The organism is Pseudomonas sp. LBUM1666 (genome assembly GCF_059695775.1).
In genome coordinates this window covers 5,741,058-5,762,582 of the sequence record NZ_CP166789.1, presented here as the reverse complement: position 1 = coordinate 5,762,582, position 21,525 = coordinate 5,741,058, and the positions used below count along the sequence as shown (strand labels likewise).

16 protein-coding genes are annotated in these 21,525 nt (G+C 60.3%); 13 read left to right on the top strand and 3 right to left on the bottom strand.

The annotated features are described in order from the left end of the window. From dgcA to ACA056_RS26585, 5 genes are all read left to right on the top strand, one after another. Positions 1–2,061, top strand: a complete 2,061-nt coding sequence (gene dgcA, locus ACA056_RS26605; RefSeq protein WP_133835677.1) for a dimethylglycine demethylation protein DgcA — start codon at positions 1–3, stop codon at positions 2,059–2,061. 168 nt (positions 2,062–2,229) lie between these two features. Continuing rightward, positions 2,230–4,179, top strand: a complete 1,950-nt coding sequence (gene dgcB, locus ACA056_RS26600) for a dimethylglycine demethylation protein DgcB (RefSeq protein ID WP_497268897.1) — start codon at positions 2,230–2,232, stop codon at positions 4,177–4,179. Then, positions 4,179–5,399 carry an electron transfer flavoprotein subunit alpha gene (gene etfA / locus ACA056_RS26595; RefSeq protein WP_497268895.1) on the top strand — a complete coding sequence of 407 codons (1,221 nt, stop codon included), beginning with the start codon at positions 4,179–4,181 and terminating at the stop codon, positions 5,397–5,399. The genes dgcB and etfA overlap by 1 nt, the downstream gene beginning before the upstream one ends. Before the next feature lie 15 nt (positions 5,400–5,414). Then, positions 5,415–6,185 carry an electron transfer flavoprotein subunit beta gene (gene etfB / locus ACA056_RS26590; protein ID WP_056739081.1) on the top strand — a complete coding sequence of 257 codons (771 nt, stop codon included), beginning with the start codon at positions 5,415–5,417 and terminating at the stop codon, positions 6,183–6,185. A 21-nt stretch (positions 6,186–6,206) separates the two neighbouring features. Further along, complete coding sequence (locus ACA056_RS26585) at positions 6,207–6,773, top strand: GNAT family N-acetyltransferase (RefSeq protein WP_497268892.1); 567 nt, start codon at positions 6,207–6,209, stop codon at positions 6,771–6,773. Positions 6,774–7,586: 813 nt separating this feature from the next. Here the strand turns inward: ACA056_RS26585 and gbca are convergent. Beyond that, positions 7,587–8,882 (bottom strand): glycine betaine monooxygenase oxygenase subunit, encoded by a 1,296-nt coding sequence (gene gbca / locus ACA056_RS26580; protein ID WP_497268890.1) that lies wholly within the window; start codon positions 8,880–8,882, stop codon positions 7,587–7,589. Positions 8,883–9,168: 286 nt separating this feature from the next. Here gbca and gbcB point away from each other — a divergent pair, with 286 nt between their 5' ends. Further along, positions 9,169–10,269, top strand: coding sequence for a glycine betaine monooxygenase reductase subunit (gene gbcB / locus ACA056_RS26575; RefSeq protein WP_129440532.1), 1,101 nt, complete (start codon positions 9,169–9,171; stop codon positions 10,267–10,269). Positions 10,270–10,472: 203 nt separating this feature from the next. Here the strand turns inward: gbcB and ACA056_RS26570 are convergent, their stop codons facing one another. Both ACA056_RS26570 and ACA056_RS26565 read right to left on the bottom strand, forming a co-directional pair. After that, positions 10,473–11,297, bottom strand: coding sequence for an SDR family oxidoreductase (locus ACA056_RS26570; RefSeq protein ID WP_497268888.1), 825 nt, complete (start codon positions 11,295–11,297; stop codon positions 10,473–10,475). Positions 11,298–11,541: 244 nt separating this feature from the next. Next, positions 11,542–12,582, bottom strand: coding sequence for a threonine aldolase family protein (locus ACA056_RS26565; RefSeq protein WP_497268886.1), 1,041 nt, complete (start codon positions 12,580–12,582; stop codon positions 11,542–11,544). A gap of 133 nt (positions 12,583–12,715) precedes the next feature. Between ACA056_RS26565 and ACA056_RS26560 the strand changes: the two genes are divergently transcribed. From ACA056_RS26560 to purU, 7 genes are all read left to right on the top strand, one after another. Continuing rightward, positions 12,716–13,435 (top strand): TraX family protein, encoded by a 720-nt coding sequence (locus ACA056_RS26560; protein ID WP_497268884.1) that lies wholly within the window; start codon positions 12,716–12,718, stop codon positions 13,433–13,435. Between the two features lie 204 nt (positions 13,436–13,639). After that, the gene (gene glyA / locus ACA056_RS26555) at positions 13,640–14,893 is read left to right on the top strand and encodes a serine hydroxymethyltransferase (RefSeq protein WP_497268882.1); all 1,254 of its coding nucleotides are present in this window, start codon (positions 13,640–13,642) and stop codon (positions 14,891–14,893) included. 23 nt (positions 14,894–14,916) lie between these two features. Next, positions 14,917–16,167, top strand: a complete 1,251-nt coding sequence (locus tag ACA056_RS26550; RefSeq protein WP_007947735.1) for a sarcosine oxidase subunit beta — start codon at positions 14,917–14,919, stop codon at positions 16,165–16,167. A 14-nt stretch (positions 16,168–16,181) separates the two neighbouring features. Next, on the top strand, positions 16,182–16,511 hold the full coding sequence (locus ACA056_RS26545; protein WP_059407449.1) for a sarcosine oxidase subunit delta: 330 nt from the start codon (positions 16,182–16,184) through the stop codon (positions 16,509–16,511). Then, positions 16,508–19,525 (top strand): sarcosine oxidase subunit alpha, encoded by a 3,018-nt coding sequence (locus ACA056_RS26540; protein ID WP_497268879.1) that lies wholly within the window; start codon positions 16,508–16,510, stop codon positions 19,523–19,525. Before ACA056_RS26545 ends, ACA056_RS26540 begins: the two co-directional genes overlap by 4 nt. Positions 19,526–19,669: 144 nt before the next feature. Beyond that, positions 19,670–20,302 carry a sarcosine oxidase subunit gamma gene (locus ACA056_RS26535; protein WP_497268877.1) on the top strand — a complete coding sequence of 211 codons (633 nt, stop codon included), beginning with the start codon at positions 19,670–19,672 and terminating at the stop codon, positions 20,300–20,302. Positions 20,303–20,529: 227 nt separating this feature from the next. Then, on the top strand, positions 20,530–21,387 hold the full coding sequence (purU, locus tag ACA056_RS26530; protein ID WP_008147101.1) for a formyltetrahydrofolate deformylase: 858 nt from the start codon (positions 20,530–20,532) through the stop codon (positions 21,385–21,387). Positions 21,388–21,525: the final 138 nt, after the last annotated feature.

The window sequence follows — 21,525 nt, the reverse complement described above, 5'->3', positions numbered from 1 at the left end:
ATGGCTTTCGAAGCAATGTTCCAGCCGATCCAGATCGGCAAACTGACCATCCGCAACCGCGTGCTCAGCACCGCGCACGCCGAGGTCTATGCCACCGACGGCGGCATGACCACCGACCGGTACGTCAAGTATTACGAAGAGAAAGCCAAGGGCGGGATCGGCCTGGCGATTTGCGGCGGTTCCTCCAGTGTGGCCATCGACAGCCCGCAAGGCTGGTGGAAGTCGGTCAACCTGGCCGATGACCGGATCATTCCGCACTTCCAGAACCTGGCCGATGCCATGCACAAGCATGGCGCCAAGATCATGATCCAGATTACTCACATGGGCCGACGCTCGCGTTGGGACGGCGAGCATTGGCCAACCCTGCTGTCGCCGTCGGGCATCCGCGAGCCGGTACACCGTGCGACCTGCAAAACCATCGAGCCGGAAGAAATCTGGCGGGTGATCGGCAACTACGCCACCGCGGCTGGCCGCGCCAAGGCCGGTGGCCTGGACGGCGTTGAATTGTCCGCAGTGCACCAGCACATGATCGACCAGTTCTGGAGCCCACGGGTCAACAAGCGTACCGACGAATGGGGCGGCAGCTTCGAAAACCGCATGCGTTTCGGCCTGGAAGTGCTGAAGGCTGTGCGGGCTGAAGTCGGTCCGGATTTCTGTGTTGGCATCCGTCTGTGCGGTGACGAGTTCCACCCGGACGGCTTGTCCCACGAGGACATGAAGCAGATCGCCAAGTACTACGACGATACCGGCATGATCGACTTCATTGGCGTGGTGGGTTCGGGTTGCGACACCCACAACACCCTGGCCAACGTAATTCCGAACATGAGTTATCCACCGGAGCCGTTCCTGCACTTGGCCGCCGGTATCAAAGAAGTGGTCAAGGCCCCGGTGCTGCACGCGCAGAACATCAAGGACCCGAACCAGGCAACCCGTATTCTGGAAGGCGGCTACGTGGACATGGTCGGTATGACCCGCGCCCATATCGCCGACCCGCACCTGATCGCCAAGATCAAAATGGGCCAGGTTGACCAGATCAAACAATGCGTCGGCGCCAACTACTGCATCGACCGTCAGTACCAGGGCCTGGATGTCTTGTGCATCCAGAACGCTGCGACCTCCCGTGAATACATGGGCGTGCCGCACATCATCGAGAAGTCGACCGGTGTGAAGCGCAAAGTTGTCGTCGTCGGTGCCGGTCCTGCCGGGATGGAAGCTGCGCGTGTGTCGGCCGAACGTGGCCACGACGTGACCCTGTTCGAGAAGAAAGAATTTATCGGCGGCCAGATCACGACCGCCTCGAAAGCCCCGCAACGGGACCAGATCGCCGGTATCACCCGTTGGTTCCAACTGGAATTGGCGCGTTTGAAAGTCGACCTGCGCCTGGGCGTGGCCGCCGATGCGGCAACCATTCTCGACCTGCGTCCGGACGTGGTCGTGCTCGCCGTCGGCGGCCATCCATTCCTGGAGCAGAACGAGCACTGGGGCGCGGCTGAAGGCCTGGTGGTCAGCAGCTGGGACATCCTCGACGGCAAGGTGGCACCGGGCAAGAACGTGCTGGTCTACGACACCATTTGCGAGTTCACCGGGATGTCGACCGCCGACTTCCTCGCCGACAAGGGCAGCCAGGTCGAGATCGTCACTGACGACATCAAACCGGGCGTGGCGATTGGCGGTACCTCGTTCCCAACGTACTACCGCAGCATGTACCCCAAAGAAGTGATCATGACCGGGGACATGATGCTGGAGAAGGTCTACCGCGAAGGCGACAAGCTGGTGGCAGTGCTGGAAAACGAATACACCGGCGCCAAAGAGGAGCGGGTGGTGGATCAGGTCGTCGTCGAAAACGGCGTGCGTCCGGACGAAGAAATCTATTACGCGCTGAAGGAAGCGTCGCGCAACAAAGGCCAGATGGACATCGAAGCTTTGTTCGCGATCAAGCCACAACCTTCGCTGAGCCAGGCGGGCGACGGCTACTTGCTGTTCCGTATCGGCGACTGCGTGGCGCAGCGCAACACCCACGCGGCGATCTATGACGCGTTGCGGTTGTGCAAGGATTTCTAAGAGCTTGTGGATAACCCTGTGGGAGCGAGCTTGCTCGCGATGAACGATAGCGCGGAGTTTCTGATGCACCGCGTCGCCTGAATCGCGAGCAAGCTCGCTCCCACAGGAATCGAGCAAGGCATCCAGGTAGTTTGGCCTGCAAGACCCGAGGTCTTTGGGAGCTCCACCATGTTGAACACCCTTCTTCCAATCCTGTTGTTCGCAGCCCTGGGCCTTGCTGTCCTCGGCGCGTTGCGGCGGGTGGCTATGTGGCGCCGAGGCCGGGCTTCGAAAGTCGACCTGATCGGCGGCCTGTTCGCCATGCCCAAGCGTTACATGGTCGATTTGCACCATGTCGTCGCGCGGGACAAATACATCGCCAACACTCACGTCGCCACGGCTGGCGGTGCGGTGGCGTCGATTGTGCTGGCGATCCTGGTTCACGGTTTCGGCCTGCACAATCGCATTCTCGGTGTTGCCCTGTTGATTGCCTCGGCGGTGATGTTCGTCGGTGCGATTTTCATGTTCCTGCGTCGTCGCAACCCACCGGCTCGTCTTTCCAAAGGCCCATGGATGCGCCTGCCAAAAAGCCTGTTGGCGTTCTCTGCGAGCTTCTTCCTGTTGACCCTGCCGGTTGCCGGCATCCTCCCGGAAAACTTCGGCGGGTGGGTGGTGGCTGCGATCCTCGGCGTCGGTGTGCTGTGGGGCGTTAGCGAACTGTTCTTCGGCATGACCTGGGGCGGGCCGATGAAGCACGCCTTCGCCGGTGCTTTGCATCTGGCCTGGCACCGTCGCGCCGAACGCTTTGGTGGCGGTCGTTCCACCGGTTTGAAACCGCTGGACCTGAACGACCCAACCGCGCCACTGGGCGTGGAAAAACCCAAGGATTTCACCTGGAACCAACTGCTCGGCTTCGACGCCTGCGTGCAGTGCGGTAAGTGCGAAGCCGCGTGCCCGGCGTTCGCCGCCGGCCAGCCGCTGAACCCGAAAAAGCTGATTCAGGACATGGTGGTCGGCCTGGCCGGTGGCACCGATGCCAAATTCGCCGGCAGCCCGTATCCAGGCAAGGCGATCGGCGAACACGCCGGTAATCCGCATCAACCGATCGTCAACGGTCTGGTGGACGCTGAAACCTTGTGGTCCTGCACCACCTGCCGCGCCTGCGTCGAGGAATGCCCGATGATGATCGAGCACGTCGATGTCATCGTCGACATGCGCCGCCATCTGACCCTGGAAAAAGGCGCGACCCCGAACAAGGGCGCTGAAGTCCTGGAAAACCTGATTGCCACCGACAACCCGGGCGGCTTTGCGCCGGGCGGGCGGATGAACTGGGCGGCGGATTTGAACCTCAATCTGATGAGCGAGAAGAAATCCGTCGACGTGCTGTTCTGGGTCGGCGACGGTGCCTTCGACATGCGCAACCAGCGCACCTTGCGCGCCTTCGTCAAAGTGCTGAAAGCGGCCAAGGTTGACTTCGCAGTGCTGGGGCTTGAAGAGCGCGACAGCGGTGATGTGGCCCGACGTCTGGGCGACGAAGCCACCTTCCAGCTGTTGGCCAAACGCAACATTCAGACCCTGGCCAAGTACAGCTTCAACCGCATCGTCACCTGCGACCCGCACAGCTTCCACGTGCTGAAAAACGAGTACGGCGCCTTCGACGGCAACTACCTCGTGCAGCATCACAGCACTTACATGGCGGAAATCATTGGCGAAGGCGCCCTGAACCTCGGCCAGCACAAAGGCAGCAGCGTGACCTATCACGACCCGTGCTACCTCGGCCGCTACAACGGCGAATACGAGGCACCGCGTGAAGTGCTGCGCGCCCTGGGGATCGAGATCAAGGAAATGCAACGCTCCGGTTTCCGCTCGCGCTGCTGCGGCGGTGGCGGCGGTGCACCGATCACCGACATTCCGGGCAAGCAACGGATCCCCGACATGCGCATGGAAGACATCCGCGAAACCGGCGCCGAACTGGTGGCCGTGGGTTGTCCTCAGTGCACCGCGATGCTCGAAGGCGTGGTCGAACCCCGGCCGCTGATCAAGGACATCGCCGAACTGGTGGCGGACGCATTGCTCGAAGACGCTGCCCCGAGCAAGCCGACCAAACCGGCCCAACGTGAACCTGCGGAGGCCCACTGATGAGCGACATTATCCGCCGCGACCCACGCGCCGAATGGATCGCCCGTAACCGTTTGCACCCGCTGCACGCGGCCATGCAACCGGCGCAACACAGCTGGATGGGGCCTAACGGCGTCATCCGCAAGAATCCCCATGGCATCGGTTTTATCGGTCCCAACGGCATCAAGCGAATCGATCGCAGCGGCGCTCAACAGGGCGGGGCGAGCAAACGCTCGGCCGCCGTTGAAGTGCAATTGCCGCTGCATCAAGTGCCTGCACCAGCGTTTTACATCAGCGTGGTGCCGGACATGGTCGGCGGCCGCTTGAGCAGCCACGACCGCGACTTGCTCGGTCTGGCTCATCAGTTGGCCGGCAAGGACGGCGCGGTATTGGCCGTGGTCTTCGGTGAACACAAAGAAAGCGCCTTCGCTACCGCTGGCGTTGATCGCTTGCTGGTGCTGGAAGGTGACGAATTCAGCGGTTATGCACCGGAACAACGGGTCCAGGGTCTGCGGGCTGTGGATAACCAGTTCAGCCCGCGTCACTGGTTGCTGCCGGACAGCCGCAGCGGTGGTGGTGAATTGGGTCGACGCTTTGCCGCAGCACTGGGCGAACGCCCGGCCACACGGGTCTGGCAGGTCAAGGATCAGGAATGCATCGGCCGCGCCGGCGCTGGCTTACAAGACCTTGCGCGCCCGGTTGCACGCTTGATTCTGGCTGCCGTCGAATGCGCCGAACCGGTCAGCGAAACCCGCCACGAAGCGTTGCTGGTGGAGTTATCCACAGCCGTGGCGCGCAGCTTGTCGCGCATCGAGGATCTGGGCGCAGTGGCGGTGGACCCGGCGGCGATTCCGATGGCCGAAGCAGAGTTCATCTTCTCCGGCGGCAACGGGGTCAAGGACTGGGGACTTTTCCACAGGACCGCCGAAGCGCTGGGCGCTACCGAAGGCGCGTCCCGAGTGGCGGTGGACGATGGCTTCATGGCGCGCGACCGCCAAGTCGGCGCGTCCGGCACCTGGGTCACCGCGCGGGTTTACGTGGCGGTGGGGATTTCCGGGGCGATCCAGCACCTGCAAGGCATCGGTGCCTGCGACAAGGTGGTGGCGATCAACCTCGACCCTGGCTGCGACATGATCAAACGGGCCGACCTGTCGGTGATCGGCGAGAGCGCCGAGATTCTTCAAGCCTTGATCGCGGCGGTAGAGGCTTACCGCAACGAAGCCAAGCGCGATGCGGCTTAAGGAAAGGAAAGGGTTATGAGCACGAAAATCATCAGCCTGGTGTCCATCGGCGCCCACCCGACCTCCGGCCGGCCACGTCGCGCGGAGCAGGATGCGCGGGCGGTGGAATTGGGCCTGCAACTGGCTGGGGATAACTTGCAAGTGCTGCATGCCGGCGACGTCGCGGAACCGGCATTGCGTGCGTATCTGGGCATGGGCCTGGAACAGCTGCATGTGCTTGAGCAGCCGGAAGGCGCCGATGCACTGCCGGCATTGACCGCTTATTTGCGCGACGCCGGGGCTCAGGTCGTGCTGACCGGCAGCCAGGCGGAAACCGGCGAAGGCTCGGGCATGCTGCCGTTCTTGCTGGCCGAAAGCCTGGGCTGGCCGCTGGTCGTCGGGCTGGCTCAAGTTGAATCCATCGACGGTAATTCAGCACTGGTGCTGCAAGCTTTGCCGCGTGGTCAGCGCCGTCGCCTGAAAGTACGGCTGCCATTTCTGGCGACTGTGGATAACGCGGCACCGAAACCTCGGCAGAGCGCCTACGGCCCGGCCCGACGTGGGGTGTTGCAGGCGGATGAAGTCGAAGTGATCGACGATGAACTGCTGGCGGTCGCCACGCTGCAACCGGCCAAGCCACGGCCTAAACGCTTGAAGGTGATCAAGGCCAAGAGCGGCGCAGACCGGATGAAAGCCGCGACGGCCAAGGCCAGCGGTGGCGGCGGCCAGGTGCTTAAAGGGTTGAGTGCCGAGGCGGGGGCTGAGGCGATTCTCAAGTTGCTGATCGAAGAAGGCGTGGTCCGCTAGCGGTCTTGTGGGGGCAGGTAAATGGCTGTTGAGTTTCGTTCGGCCCTGCGCAGCGATGCGCGGGAGATTGCTCGTTTGTTTCAGATTTCATCAGAAGGCGCTGCGGATTACATCTGGAGCCAACTCGCGCAACCCGGTCAGGATTTACTGGACGTGGGCGCCAGCCGTTACGCCCGTGACGACGTAGATTTTTCTTATCAGAACTGCCTCATCGCCGAGGTTGATGGAAACGTCATCGGCATGATGCACTGCTACGTGATGCGTCACGATCCTCTGGCAGAGCCGACGACCGATCCGGTCCTGGCGCCGTACGCCAAGATGGAAATCCCCGACACCCTCTATATTTCCAGCCTGGCGCTGCATGAAGGCTGGCGAAACCAGGGCCTGGGCAAGCAATTCCTCGCCTACGCTTACGACCGTGCCAACCAGCTGGGGCTCAATGGCTTGAGCCTGATTGACTACGCGGTGAACACCGGCGCCCGTCGGTTTTACGAGCGACATGGTTTTCGTATCGTCGATACCTGCCAGATCACACCGCATCCGATGATTCGGGTCACGGGTGAGGCTTATTTGATGTATCGCCCCTGAACCCAACTCAAACCCCTGTAGGAGCGAAGCTTGCTCGCGAAGAGGCCATCACATCCAACATCAATATTTGTCTGATACACCGCTTTCGCGAGCAAGCTCTGCTCCTACAGGGATGGGGAGATAAGCGGATTTGTGTATTTACCCACAATCCCTGTTAGCGCTTCTGTGGATAACATGTTCGCCCTTCGCTACACCCCATACAAATCAAGCCCTGCAACCCTTCGTGCAAAAAACAACCAGCCTAACTCGTGGTTTTTTCAGGCTTTTTCCAGAGGATAACTTTGCACGAGAGCCAATACTTGCCCCCAATCTCTGTTAGCGCATCTGTGGATAAGATGTTCGCTGTCCTCTACAGGCCATATAAAATGGGCTTGTCAGGCGACTGATCAAAAAACGATCAAATCATCGTTTTAAGCTGACAAACCTCGCGCAAACCCCGATTTATCGCGGCTTCCAACGGTTTTCCACAGATCTGCCCAAGTTGCCCCCAAAGTCTGTTGGCGCTTCTGTGGATAAGGTGTTCGCCATCCGCTGCAAGCCACGTATAACGTGCCTTTCAAGCTTTCGATCAAAAAACAACCAATCGCTGCTCAAAACCCTGCTTCTGGATAAGTCACGGATTTTCTTCAGTTTCTGTGGAGAAAATTTGCGCGGTAAACCGAGTTGTCCCCATTTGCTGTGGGCGAAGGTGTGGATAACTTGTTCGCGAACCTCTACAGCCCCATGCCAGCGGCAGCTCTATAGCGACTGATCGAAATTTGAACAATAAAAAACCGCGAAACATGTTCGCGGTTTTTTGTCTCAGCGGATCGGTCAGCCTTGAACCGGAACCCCTTTGAGGTAAGGCGCAGGTTCCGCGCCCAGATTGTTTAGCAAACGCTCGCTGTACCAGTCCACGAAGTTCACCACGCCAAACTCATAGGTCTTGGAGTAAGGGCCTGGCTGGTAAGCGGTGGAGTTGATGCCGCGCTGGTTCTCTTCGGCCAGGCGACGGTCCTGGTCGTTGGTCGCATCCCAGACCTTGCGCATGCGTTCCACGTCGTAATCCACGCCTTCGACCGCATCCTTGTGCACGATCCACTTGGTGGTGACCATGGTTTCCTGGGCGCTGATCGGCCACACGGTGAACACGATGATGTGGTCGCCCATGCAGTGGTTCCACGAGTGCGGCAGGTGCAGGATGCGCATCGAGCCCAGGTCCGGGTTCTTGATGCGGCCCATGAGTTTGGCGCAGCCCTGTTTGCCGTCCAGGGTCATTGACACGGTGCCTTTGAGCAGCGGCATGCGCACAATACGGTTACGCAGGCCGAAGCTGGCGTGGGCGTAAGGGATCTTCTCGGCTTCCCAGGCAGCGGCAGAGGCGGCGACGTGGTCTTTGAAGGCCTGATCGGCCCGCGGGTCGGTGACGTCGTCCCATTCCAGCAGGGTTTTCAACAGTTCCGGGTGCGCCGCGTTGCAGTGGTAGCACTCGCGGTTGTTTTCCAGCACCAGTTTCCAGTTGGCTTTTTCGAACAAGGTGGTCTGGATCGCCACCTTGGTGTTCTCCATGTCGTACGGTTCCATGTAATGGGTCAGCGTCGACAGGAAGTCATCAATGGCTGGCGGGTTCTCCGACAGGCTGATGAAGATGTAACCGCCAGCGGTCTTCACGTTCACCGGCTTGAGGCCGTACTGCTTCATGTCGAAGTCGGCGCCCATCTCGGTGCCGGCGAACAGCAGGCGGCCGTCCAGTTCGTAGGTCCATTGGTGGTAGTGGCAAACCAGCTTGGCGACCTTGCCTTTTTCGCTGGTGCACAGCCGCGAACCGCGGTGACGGCAGACGTTGTGGAACGCATGCACCACGCCTTCGGCGCCGCGAATCACGATGATCGGGTTCTTGCCGACTTGCAGGGTCAGGTAGTTGCCCTTGGTCGGGATCTCGCAGGTCATGCCGGCGATCAACCACTCTTTCTGGAAGATTTCCTGCATGTCGATATCAAACAGCCGCTCGTCAGAGTAAAACGGCTGCGGCAGCGAGAAAGTGCGCTCGCGTTCTTGCAGCATCTGCGCGGTGGCCTTGCGTGCGGGTTCCAGCGGATCGCCCAGGCTGATTTTTGCGGTGACGTCCATCGATTTGATCCTCAAGGCCATTCTGTGTGGCCGGCGAAATAGTGGCTGATACGGTTTGCTACGCAAGGGTGTAAAGAAATCGTCTTTGTGTGGAGCGAGTGTGGGGCCGGCGCACGCCAGAACCTTATCCATGGGCGACATGGCCCAATCTGTTCCCGACGCGCAACCCCCGGTAGATGCGGGCTGGTCGCGATAAGTATGTGAATGTCGCAGATAGGTAAATGGGTGGTTCGCACGTTACGCAGAATCGCCAACATAAGGCCGACCATCGGCGGTGGAGAACAGCATGTCCAACAGCTTCCTGAATCCGGTAACCACCCAGACCTGGGCCAATGGTCGACACATCGTCCGTTGCGTCAAAGTCATCCAGGAAACCTGGGATGTGCGCACCTTCTGCTTTATGGCTGACCAGCCAATCCTGTTCTTCTTCAAGCCGGGGCAGTTTGTCACCCTGGAGCTGGAAATCGAAGGCGTGCCGATCATGCGCTCCTACACTATTTCCAGCTCGCCGTCGGTTCCTTACAGCTTTTCGGTGACCATCAAACGTGTGCCGGGCGGCAAGGTCTCCAACTGGTTGCACGACACCCTGCACGAAGGGCAGGAGCTGGCCGTGCACGGGCCGGTCGGACTGTTCAACGCTATGGATTTCACCGCGCCGAAGGTGCTGTACCTCAGCGGCGGCGTCGGTATCACGCCGGTCATGTCGATGGCTCGCTGGTTCTACGACACCAACGGCAACGTCGACATGGTGTTTATCCACAGCGCCCGTTCGCCCAAAGACATCATTTACCACCGCGAGCTGGAACACATGGCGTCGCGGATCGATAACTTCAGCCTGCACCTGATCTGCGAGAAGCATGGTCTGGGCGAACCGTGGGCCGGTTATCGCGGTTACCTGAACCACAAAATGCTTGAGCTGATGGCTCCGGACTTCATGGAGCGCGAAGTGTTTTGCTGTGGCCCGACGCCGTATATGAATGCGGTCAAGCGCATGCTGGAAGCGGTCGGCTTCGACATGTCGCGTTATCACGAGGAATCCTTTGGTGCTACACCACCGGAAGCCCGTGCTGATGCGGTGGAACAGGCCGAAATTGCTGCCGATGCGCCGGACATCGACGTGGCGGACCTGCATCAGGTGGAATTCACCGCGTCCGGGAAAAGCATTCGCGTTGCACCGGGGGAAACCGTTCATGCCGCTGCTGCCAAGTTGGGGCTGTTGATTCCGAAGGCTTGCGGGATGGGGATCTGCGGGACGTGTAAGGTGATGAAGCTGGGGGGCGAGGTCGAGATGGACCACAACGGCGGGATCACCGAAGAAGACGAAGCGGAAGGGTTCATTCTTTCGTGCTGCAGCGTGCCGAAAGGGGATGTGCGGATCGAGTTCTGATAGAAGTCTGGAAGGGTAGTCAACTTCAAGATCCACCCCTCACCCCAGCCCTCTCCCCAGTGGGGAGAGGGGGAAAGGGAGCCGATCTTCATACTGTTCAAAACCTGAGTTCACCTCGATATCTCAGGTCGCAAATTTTCTAAAGAAATCCACAGTCAGTCCCCTCTACCCTCTGGGGAGAGGGTTAGGGTGAGGGGTGGATATCAACCAACAAACAAGTCCGGCATCAGCGGGTCGGTGGTGTCGGGCGCAAACCGATACTGTTCAAAATCCGTCATCCCGTTTTCACCCAGAATTTCCTCATCAATCAGCAATCGCCCAGTAATGCTGCGACCGCTGCTGCTCAGAATCACATGGGCGGCATCGGCCATGATCGCGGGCGTGCGCGCATGTTTGAACGACTCGCGTGACCCGAGCTGAAATTCAATGGCAGCGGTGGCGATCATCGTTTGCGGCCACAGGGAATTGACGCTGATGCCGTAGTTCTTGAATTCCTCGCTCATGCCCAATGTCAGCATGCTCATGCCGTATTTGGTCACCGTGTAAGGGCTGTACTGAGCAAACCATTTGGTCGCCAGATTCAGTGGCGGGGAAAGGCTGAGGATGTGTCCGCCGCTTTTCTTCAGATAGGGCAGGGCAGCCTGGCTGCACAGCAGCACGGCGCGGGTGTTGATCTGGTGCATCAGGTCGAAGCGCTTGAGTTCGATGTGTTGAACACCGGTCAGCTTGATCGCCCCGGCATTGTTGATCAGCGCATCAATGGCGCCGAAATGTTCGTGGGCCTGGGCCAGCGCCTCGCGTACCGCGACTTCATCACGCACATCCACCTGCAAGGCCAACGCCTTGCCGCCCGCGGCTTCGACTTCCTTCGCCACGCTGAAAATCGTGCCCGGCAGTTTGGGGTGGGGATCGGCGCTTTTGGCGGCAATCACAATGTTGGCCCCATCCCGCGCAGCCCGCAGCGCGATCTCACGACCAATCCCACGGCTGGCGCCGGTGATGAACAGGGTTTTGCCTTTCAATGACATGCGTGCGCTCCCGATTATTGTTGTCTGAGCGGAGGGCTCGACAAACAATGTAGACGATGGAGCTGACGCAAGCGGAAAGTGGGGGAGCGAACCTTGTGGCGAGGGGATTTATCCCCGTTCGGCGGCGAAGCCGTCGTAAAACCTGCAATTTCAATCTGTCTGACAGATTACGTTGAATGGTTTTGGGGCCGCTTCGCGGCCCAACGGGGATGAATCCCCTCACCACAGGGGATCGGGTTGCTGTTTAGCGGGACATGACTTCGCGAATATCCGTCGCCAATTCGCGTACGCGTTCTTCTTCGGTGTCCCACGAGCACATGAAGCGTGCGCCGCCGTTGCCGATGAAGGTGTAGAAGCGCCAGCCCTTGGCCGTCAGTGCAGCGATGGCCGGTTCCGAGAGTTGCAGGAACACGCCGTTGGCCTGTACCGGGAACATCAGTTCCACGCCAGGAATATCGCTCACCAGTTCAGCCAACAGCTGCGCACAGTGGTTGGCGTGGCGGGCGTATTTGAGCCAGGCGTCGTTTTCCAGAATCCCGACCCACGGCGCCGACAGGAAACGCATTTTCGAGGCCAGTTGCCCGGCCTGTTTGCAGCGGTAGTCGAAGTCTTCAGCCAGCTTGTGGTTGAAGAACAGAATCGCTTCCCCGACGGCCATGCCGTTTTTGGTGCCGCCGAAGCACAACACGTCGACGCCGGCCTTCCAGGTCAGGTCGGCTGGTGAGCAGCCGAGGAATGCACAAGCATTGGAAAACCGCGCACCGTCCATGTGCAGGTTCAGGCCCAGCTCTTTGCACGTGGCGCTGATGGCGCGGATTTCTTCCGGGGTATAGACGCTGCCGACTTCGGTGGCTTGGGTCAGGGTGACTACGCGCGGTTTCGGGTAGTGGATGTCCTGGCGCTTGAGCGCGATTTCGCGGATCGATTCCGGGGTCAGCTTGCCGTTTTCGGTGCGGGCGACAAGCAGCTTGGAACCATTGGAAAAGAATTCCGGTGCGCCGCATTCGTCGGTTTCGACGTGGGCAGTTTCCGAGCAGATCACGCTGTGGTAACTCTGGCACAGCGACGACAGGGCCAGCGAGTTGGCCGCGGTGCCGTTGAAGGCGAAGAACACTTCGCAGTCGGTTTCGAACAGTTTGCGGAATTGATCGGACGCGCGGGCGGTCCATTCATCGTCGCCATAAGCGCGCTGGTGGCCGTGGTTGGCCTGTTCCATGGCCGCCCAGGCTTCAGGGCAGATACCGGAATAGTTGTCGCTGGCGAATTGTTGGCTCTTATCAGTCATGGCCCTGCTTTCCGTGGTCGAGACTCTTATGGTGAAGAACCTCGTGGTCAATGATGGTGCGCACTTTACCGAAGATCATCCGGAGAGCACACGCGATGCGTCTGACAGAAAAATACAAAGACGACAGGCGATTATGCACATGACGCAAAGGGATGGGGCACTGGATCTGCTTAAGTGGCTGGCGCTATTGAGTATGGTGCTCGATCACCTGCGATATGTCGGTTATTCCGTCGATATTCTGTATGTTCCGGGGCGGTTGGCGTTTCCCTGGTTCTGCCTGGCAATGGCCGCAAACCTGGCACGGGCCCGCGTGGTGGCGACCGACGGCCAGTGGCGTTATCTGGGGTGGTTGCTGCTGTTTAGCGCCATCAGCGAAATTCCCTATCGGATGTACATTCCTGATCCCGACACCTTGAACGTGCTACCCACGTTGGTGCTGGGATTGCTGGTGGCCCGTGGCTGGCAGGACCGAACCCCGCAAACGCGACTGTTGGCGGCAGGCGCCTTGCTGCTGGCGGCGCTATTCCCGGAACGGCTGATGTTCGGCTTCTTCGGCGTCCTGTTGCCGCTGGCGATGTTGCTGGTGATCAAGCGGCCCTGGTACTTCAGCCTGTTGCCGGGATTGGTCTGTCTGGCAGCCAATCAGTGGCCAGTGCTGTATTCCTCCGCGCGGTTTCACAACAGTGAAGCCATCCTCGGCATCGCCACTTGTCTGATCGCGCCATTGGCCGGCGTGCTTTTGCTGCGTTACGCCGGCCGGTTCAAACCTCCGCCACCGATGCGTCGCTGGGCGTATGCGCTGTATCCACTGCATTTTCTACTGCTGCTCGCAGTGCGACAGGTCATCGCCTGACCCTGTGGGAGCAGGGGATCTTCGTTGGTTCGAAGGTTGTGTCCGGCCAGCCATTTCGATCCATGTCGTAAACGCACCTTTGCGTGGCGTCCGTAGGCATTTGGCCTGTCTGCGCCGGTCATACCATCGCATTCAAAGGGCACTGTCGAAACACCGGTGCCTTACCGAGACGAATGGCGCATAGATGCCGCTGGGAGAGACGCGATGTTCAGCAAGCAAGACCAGATCAAGGGTTACGACGATGCACTGCTGGCGGCGATGAATGCCGAGGAGCAACGCCAGGAAGATCACATCGAGCTGATCGCGTCAGAGAACTACACCAGCAAACGCGTCATGGAAGCGCAAGGCAGTGGCCTGACCAACAAATACGCCGAAGGCTATCCGGGCAAGCGCTACTACGGTGGCTGCGAGCACGTCGATAAAGTTGAAGCGCTGGCCATCGAACGCGCCAAGCAACTGTTCGGCGCCGACTACGCCAACGTGCAGCCGCACTCCGGCTCCTCGGCCAACAGCGCCGTTTACCTGGCTCTGCTGCAGGCCGGCGACACCATCCTCGGCATGAGCCTGGCCCACGGTGGTCACCTGACCCACGGCGCCAAAGTGTCGTCCTCGGGCAAGCTGTACAACGCCGTGCAGTACGGCATCGACACCAAAACCGGGCTGATCGACTACGACGAAGTCGAGCGCCTGGCCGTCGAGTGCAAGCCGAAGATGATCGTCGCTGGCTTCTCGGCCTACTCCAAGACCCTCGACTTCCCACGCTTCCGTCAGATCGCCGACAAGGTCGGTGCGCTGCTGTTCGTCGACATGGCTCACGTTGCAGGTCTGGTCGCTGCCGGCCTGTATCCGAACCCGCTGCCGTACGCCGATGTGGTCACCACCACCACCCACAAGACCCTGCGCGGTCCACGTGGCGGCCTGATCCTGTGCAAATCCAACGAAGAAATCGAGAAGAAGCTCAACTCGGCAGTCTTCCCGGGTGCCCAGGGCGGCCCGTTGATGCACGTAATCGCCGGTAAAGCGGTGTGCTTCAAGGAAGCGCTGGAGCCTGGCTTCAAGGCTTACCAGCAACAAGTGATCGACAACGCCCAGGCCATGGCCGGCGTATTTATTAAACGCGGCTACGATGTAGTGTCCGGCGGTACCGACAACCACCTGTTCCTGGTCAGCCTGATCCGTCAGGGCCTCACCGGCAAAGAGGCGGATGCAGCACTCGGTCGCGCCCACATCACCGTGAACAAGAACGCTGTCCCGAACGATCCACAGTCGCCGTTCGTGACCTCCGGCCTGCGCATTGGCACCCCGGCGGTGACCACTCGCGGCTTCAAGGTGACCCAGTGCGTCACGCTGGCCGGCTGGATCTGCGACATCCTCGACAACCTCGGCGACGCCGACGTAGAGGCCAATGTTGCGCAGCAAGTTTCGGCCCTGTGCGCGGACTTCCCGGTTTATCGCTGAGCGCGGTTTTGGAGTAAATGACTATGCAACGATACTCGGGCTTCGGCCTCTTCAAACACTCCCTCAGCCATCACGAAAACTGGCAGAAAATGTGGCGCACGCCGACCCCTAAAAAGGTCTATGACGTGGTCATCGTCGGCGGTGGCGGGCATGGTCTGGCGACCGCCTACTACCTCGCCAAGGAACACGGCATCACTAACGTGGCCGTGGTCGAGAAAGGCTGGCTGGGCGGCGGTAACACCGCGCGCAACACCACCATCGTTCGCTCCAACTACCTGTGGGACGAGTCGGCGCACCTGTACGAACACGCGATGAAATTGTGGGAAGGCCTGTCTCAGGACCTGAACTACAACGTGATGTTCTCCCAGCGTGGCGTTTACAACCTGTGCCACACCCTGCAGGACATTCGTGATTCCGAGCGTCGGGTCAGCGCCAACCGCCTCAACGGCGTGGACGGCGAGCTGCTGGATGCCAAACAAGTGGCTGACGAGATTCCGTACCTCGACTGCTCGAAGAACACGCGCTACCCGGTGATGGGCGCAACCGTCCAGCGTCGCGGCGGCGTGGCTCGTCACGATGCCGTGGCATGGGGCTTTGCCCGTGCCGCTGACGCACTGGGCGTGGACCTGATCCAGCAGACCGAAGTGATCGGTTTCCGCAAGGAAAACGGCGTGTGCATCGGTGTTGAAACCAACAAGGGTTTCATCGGCGCCAAGCGCGTCGGTGTCGTGACCGCCGGTAACTCCGGACACATGGCCAAACTCGCCGGTTTCCGTCTGCCGATCGAATCCCACCCGCTGCAAGCGCTGGTGTCCGAGCCGATCAAGCCGATTATCGACAGCGTGATCATGTCCAACGCCGTACACGGTTACATCAGCCAGTCCGACAAGGGCGACCTGGTGATCGGCGCCGGTATCGACGGCTACAACGGCTACGGCCAACGTGGTTCGTACCCGGTGATCGAGCACACCATCCAGGCCATCGTCGAGATGTTCCCGGTGTTGTCCCGCGTACGCATGAACCGTCAGTGGGGCGGCATCGTCGACACCACGCCGGATGCGTGCCCGATCATCTCGAAAACCCCGGTCCCGAACATGTTCTTCAACTGCGGTTGGGGCACCGGTGGCTTCAAAGCAACACCTGGCTCGGGCAACGTATTTGCCGCGAGTCTGGCCAAGGGTGAAATGCACCCATTGGCTGCACCTTTCTCCATCGACCGTTTCCACAACGGTGCGTTGATCGATGAACACGGCGCTGCTGCGGTTGCCCACTAACAGGAGAAATCCCCATGTTGCATATCTTCTGTCCTCACTGCGGCGAACTGCGCTCCGAAGAGGAATTCCACGCATCCGGCCAGGCGCACATCCCGCGTCCACTGGACCCAACTACCTGCACCGACGAGGAGTGGGGCGACTACATGTTCTTCCGCGATAACCCTCGCGGTCTGCACCACGAGCTGTGGGATCACGTCGCCGGTTGCCGTCAGTACTTCAACGCTACCCGTGACACCGTGACCTACGAGATTCTCGAAACCTACAAGATCGGCACCAAGCCGCAGTTCACCGACAAGACCGATAGCCCGAAAGCGGCCGCCACGGCTCTGGGAGAGAAGGTATGAGCCAGATTAATCGCCTGTCCAACGGCGGACGGATCGACCGCAACAAAGTGCTGAACTTCACCTTCAACGGCCAGAGCTACAAAGGCTTTGAAGGCGACTCGCTGGCCGCTGCACTGCTGGCCAACGGCGTCGACATCATCGGTCGCAGCTTCAAGTATTCCCGTCCGCGCGGCATCTTCGCTGCTGGCGCTGAAGAGCCGAACGCTGTGCTGCAGATCGGCGCGACCGAAGCCACGCAAATCCCGAACGTACGCGCCACGCAACAAGCGCTGTACCAAGGTCTGGTCGCCACCAGCACCAACGGCTGGCCGAGCGTAAACAACGACATGATGGGGATTCTCGGCAAGGTCGGCGGCAAGCTGATGCCGCCGGGCTTCTACTACAAAACCTTCATGTACCCGCAATCGTTCTGGATGACTTACGAGAAATACATTCGTAAGGCTGCAGGTTTAGGCCGCTCGCCGACCGAGAACGATCCGGACACCTACGACTACATGAACCAGCACTGCGACGTGCTGATCGTCGGCGGTGGCCCTGCTGGCCTGGCCGCTGCACTGGCGGCTGCCCGCAGCGGTGCCCGCGTAATCCTCGCCGATGAACAGGAAGAATTCGGCGGCAGCCTGCTCGACTCCCGCGAAAGCCTCGACGGCAAACCGGCTTCCGAATGGGTCGCCAGCGTCATCGCCGAACTGAAAGACACCCCGGACGTGCTGCTGTTGCCGCGCGCCACGGTCAACGGTTACCACGACCATAACTTCCTGACCATTCACGAGCGCCTGACCGATCACCTCGGCGACCGCGCCCCGATTGGCCAGGTCCGTCAGCGCATCCACCGCGTTCGCGCCAAGCGTGTAGTGCTGGCGACCGGCGCTCACGAGCGTCCACTGGTTTACGGCAACAACGACGTGCCGGGCAACATGCTCGCCGGCGCTGTGTCGACTTACGTTCGTCGTTACGGCGTGGCACCGGGCAAAAAACTGGTGCTGTCGACCAACAACGATCACGCCTATCGCGTTGCTCTGGATTGGCTCGACGCCAGCCTGCAAGTCGTCGCCATCGCCGATGCCCGCAGCAATCCGCGCGGTGCGCTGGTTGAAGAAGCCCGCGCCAAAGGCATCCGCATCCTGACCGGCAGCGCCGTGATCGAGACACGTGGCAGCAAGCACGTGACCGCCGCTCGCGTTGCCGCGATCGATGTCAAAGCGCACGCCGTGACCAGCCCAGGTGAGTGGCTTGAATGCGACCTGGTTGCCAGCTCCGGCGGTTACAGCCCGGTGGTTCACCTGGCGTCGCACTTGGGTGGCAAGCCGATCTGGCGTGAAGACATCCTCGGTTTCGTACCGGGCGAAGCACCGCAGAAACGCGTGTGCGTCGGTGGCATCAACGGCGTCTATGGCCTCGGCGATTCCCTGGCCGATGGTTTTGAAGGCGGCGCACGCGCAGCCAGCGAAGCCGGTTTCAGCGTGGTCGAAGGCACCTTGCCGAAAGCCCTGAGCCGTCTGGAAGAGCCAACACTGGCGCTGTTCCAGGTGCCGCACGAAAAGAACACCGCACGTGCGCCGAAGCAATTCGTCGACCTGCAAAACGACGTCACCGCGGCCGCCATCGAACTGGCGACCCGCGAAGGCTTCGAGTCGGTCGAGCACGTCAAACGCTACACCGCACTGGGCTTCGGCACTGACCAGGGCAAGCTCGGCAACGTCAACGGCCTGGCCATCGCCGCCCGTTCGCTGAACGTGACCATCCCGCAGATGGGCACCACCATGTTCCGTCCGAACTACACGCCGGTGACTTTCGGCGCTGTGGCCGGCCGTCACTGTGGGCACATCTTCGAACCGGTGCGTTTCACCGCGCTGCATCACTGGCACGTGAAGAACGGCGCCGAGTTTGAAGACGTCGGTCAGTGGAAACGTCCGTGGTACTTCCCGAAAAACGGTGAAGGTCTGCACGCTGCCGTGAAACGCGAATGCAAAGCCGTGCGCGACAGCGTCGGCCTGCTGGACGCTTCGACTCTGGGCAAAATCGATATTCAGGGCCCGGATTCGCGTGAGTTCCTCAACCGCATCTACACCAACGCCTGGACCAAGCTCGACGTGGGCAAGGCGCGCTACGGCTTGATGTGCAAAGAAGACGGCATGGTGTTCGACGACGGCGTAACCGCCTGCTTGGCCGACAACCATTTCGTGATGACCACCACCACCGGCGGCGCTGCACGCGTGCTGCAATGGCTGGAAATCTACCACCAGACCGAATGGCCAGACCTGAAGGTGTACTTCACTTCCGTGACGGATCACTGGGCAACCATGACCCTGTCCGGACCGAACAGCCGCAAGCTGCTCAGCGAAGTCACCGACATCGATCTGACCAACGAAGCCTTCCCGTTCATGACCTGGAAAGAAGGTCTGGTCGGCGGTGTGCCGGCGCGGGTGTTCCGGATTTCGTTTACCGGTGAACTGTCGTACGAAGTCAACGTGCAAGCCGACTACGCCATGGGCGTGCTCGAGAAAATCGTCGAAGCCGGCAAAAAGTACAACCTGACGCCGTACGGCACCGAAACCATGCACGTTCTGCGGGCGGAGAAGGGTTTCATCATCGTTGGGCAGGACACTGACGGGTCGATGACCCCGGATGACCTGAACATGGGCTGGTGCGTCGGTCGCACCAAACCGTTCTCGTGGATCGGCCAGCGTGGCATGAACCGCGAAGACTGCGTGCGTGATCAGCGCAAACAGTTGGTCGGCCTGAAGCCGATCGATCCGACCAAATGGCTGCCGGAAGGTGCGCAACTGGTGTTCAACACCAAGCAGGCGATCCCGATGACGATGGTCGGTCACGTGACCTCCAGCTACTTGCACAACTCCCTGGGCTATTCGTTTGCCATGGGTGTGGTCAAGGGCGGCTTGAAGCGTATCGGTGAGCGCGTGTTCGCACCGCTGGCCGATGGCAGCGTGATCGAAGCGGAAATCGTTTCTTCGGTGTTCTTCGATCCAAAGGGTGATCGCCAGAACGTCTAATGGCCTCGAGAACTGTGGGCGGGCTACCAATCGCTAGCAGGCTAGCTCCCACAGGGGAACGCGGTTGAATGTGGGAGCTAGCCTGCTGGCGATGACGGCAGTGCAGCCATCACAGGAACCAACAGAATTCAGGACAGGTGCTTTATGACCACAGCCAATGTTTACCAACAACGCCCAACCACCGGGGCCAAGGCCGAGTCGTCGCTGCATCACGCCGACCTCGCCAGCCTGGTGGGCAAGGGTCGCAAAAGCGCCGGCGTGATCGTGCGTGAGAAAAAACTCCTCGGCCACCTGACCATTCGTGGCGATGGCCACGATGCGGCGTTCGCTGCCGGCGTGCACAAAGCCCTCGGTATCGAATTGCCGGGCGCGCTGACCGTCGTCGTCAAAGGCGAAACCAGCCTGCAATGGATGGGGCCGGATGAATGGCTGCTGATCGTGCCGACCGGTGAAGAATTCGCCGCCGAGCAAAAACTGCGTGAAGCGCTGGGCGACCTGCACATTGCGATCACCAACGTCAGCGGCGGCCAGCAGCTCCTCGAACTGAGCGGCCCGAACGTGCGCCAGGTGCTGATGAAGTCCACCAGCTACGACGTGCACCCCAACAGCTTCCCGGTTGGCAAGGCTGTGGGCACCGTGTTTGCCAAGTCGCAACTGGTAATTCGCCATACCGCCGAAGACACCTGGGAACTGCTGATTCGTCGCAGCTTCTCGGATTACTGGTGGTTGTGGTTGCAGGATGCGGCAGCCGAATACGGCTTGAGCGTCCAGGCTTAAAAGCCACCCCTCACCCCAACCCTCCCGAAACGTCGGACCGCCCCAGAGGGGAGAGGGGGAAAGGGAGCCGATTTGCATGTTTTTCAGAGCCTGAGTTCGACTCGATATTTCAGGTCGATGTAGCGCCAAGTACAACTCGGTCAGTCCCCTCGCCCCTTTGGGGAGAGGGTTAGGGTGAGGGGTGGATTTCCCTGACACCCAGAACAACGAACAGGAGTCACCGCACTATGAGCCGCGCCCCAGACACATGGATTCTGACCGCCGACTGCCCAAGCGTTCTCGGCACCGTGGACGCGGTGACCCGCTTTCTGTTCGAGCAGGGCTGCTACGTCACCGAGCACCATTCCTTCGATGACCGGCTTTCGGGCCGTTTCTTCATTCGCGTGGAATTCCGCCAGCCTGACGGTTTCGACGAACAAGCCTTTCGCGCAGGGCTCGAGGAACGCGGCCAAGCCTTCGGCATGATCTTCGAACTCACAGCGCCGAACTACCGCCCGAAAGTGGTGATCATGGTCTCCAAGGCCGATCACTGCCTCAACGATTTGCTCTACCGCCAGCGCATCGGCCAATTGTCGATGGACGTGGCCGCCGTGGTCTCCAACCACCCAGACCTCAAACCGTTGGCCGACTGGCACCAGATTCCGTATTACCACTTCCCGCTGGACCCGAACGACAAGCCGTCCCAAGAACGTCAGGTGTGGCAGGTGATTGAAGAGTCCGGCGCCGAACTGGTGATCCTTGCCCGCTACATGCAAGTCCTGTCGCCCGAGCTGTGCCGCAAACTCGACGGCAAGGCGATCAACATCCATCACTCCCTGCTGCCGGGTTTCAAGGGCGCCAAGCCCTATCACCAGGCCTACAACAAGGGCGTGAAACTGGTCGGCGCCACGGCGCACTACATCAACAACGACCTGGACGAAGGCCCGATCATCGCCCAGGGCGTAGAGGCCGTGGACCACAGTCACTACCCCGAAGACCTGATCGCCAAGGGGCGGGATATCGAAGGGCTGACCCTGGCCCGGGCCGTTGGTTATCACATTGAGCGACGCGTGTTCCTCAACGCCAATCGCACCGTCGTTCTTTAGGTCGCCATCGCTAGCAGGCTAGCTCCCACAGGGTTTTGGGTTGTTCACAAATCCTGTGCTCACCCGAATCACTGTGGGAGCTAGCCTGCTAGCGATGAGGCCATTACAAGCAACACATAAACAGCATCTGTACCCGAG

Coding starts and splice junctions, on each gene's coding strand:
- dgcA (WP_133835677.1), top strand. CDS start 1: ATGGCTTTCGAAGCAATGTTCCAGCCGATCCAGATCGGCAAACTGACC.
- ACA056_RS26570 (WP_497268888.1), bottom strand. CDS start 11,297: ATGTCATTGAAAGGCAAAACCCTGTTCATCACCGGCGCCAGCCGTGGG.
- etfB (WP_056739081.1), top strand. CDS start 5,415: ATGAGCACGAAAATCATCAGCCTGGTGTCCATCGGCGCCCACCCGACC.
- purU (WP_008147101.1), top strand. CDS start 20,530: ATGAGCCGCGCCCCAGACACATGGATTCTGACCGCCGACTGCCCAAGC.
- gbca (WP_497268890.1), bottom strand. CDS start 8,882: ATGGACGTCACCGCAAAAATCAGCCTGGGCGATCCGCTGGAACCCGCA.
- ACA056_RS26585 (WP_497268892.1), top strand. CDS start 6,207: ATGGCTGTTGAGTTTCGTTCGGCCCTGCGCAGCGATGCGCGGGAGATT.
- ACA056_RS26565 (WP_497268886.1), bottom strand. CDS start 12,582: ATGACTGATAAGAGCCAACAATTCGCCAGCGACAACTATTCCGGTATC.
- gbcB (WP_129440532.1), top strand. CDS start 9,169: ATGTCCAACAGCTTCCTGAATCCGGTAACCACCCAGACCTGGGCCAAT.
- dgcB (WP_497268897.1), top strand. CDS start 2,230: ATGTTGAACACCCTTCTTCCAATCCTGTTGTTCGCAGCCCTGGGCCTT.
- ACA056_RS26550 (WP_007947735.1), top strand. CDS start 14,917: ATGCAACGATACTCGGGCTTCGGCCTCTTCAAACACTCCCTCAGCCAT.
- ACA056_RS26545 (WP_059407449.1), top strand. CDS start 16,182: ATGTTGCATATCTTCTGTCCTCACTGCGGCGAACTGCGCTCCGAAGAG.
- ACA056_RS26540 (WP_497268879.1), top strand. CDS start 16,508: ATGAGCCAGATTAATCGCCTGTCCAACGGCGGACGGATCGACCGCAAC.
- ACA056_RS26535 (WP_497268877.1), top strand. CDS start 19,670: ATGACCACAGCCAATGTTTACCAACAACGCCCAACCACCGGGGCCAAG.
- glyA (WP_497268882.1), top strand. CDS start 13,640: ATGTTCAGCAAGCAAGACCAGATCAAGGGTTACGACGATGCACTGCTG.
- etfA (WP_497268895.1), top strand. CDS start 4,179: ATGAGCGACATTATCCGCCGCGACCCACGCGCCGAATGGATCGCCCGT.
- ACA056_RS26560 (WP_497268884.1), top strand. CDS start 12,716: ATGCACATGACGCAAAGGGATGGGGCACTGGATCTGCTTAAGTGGCTG.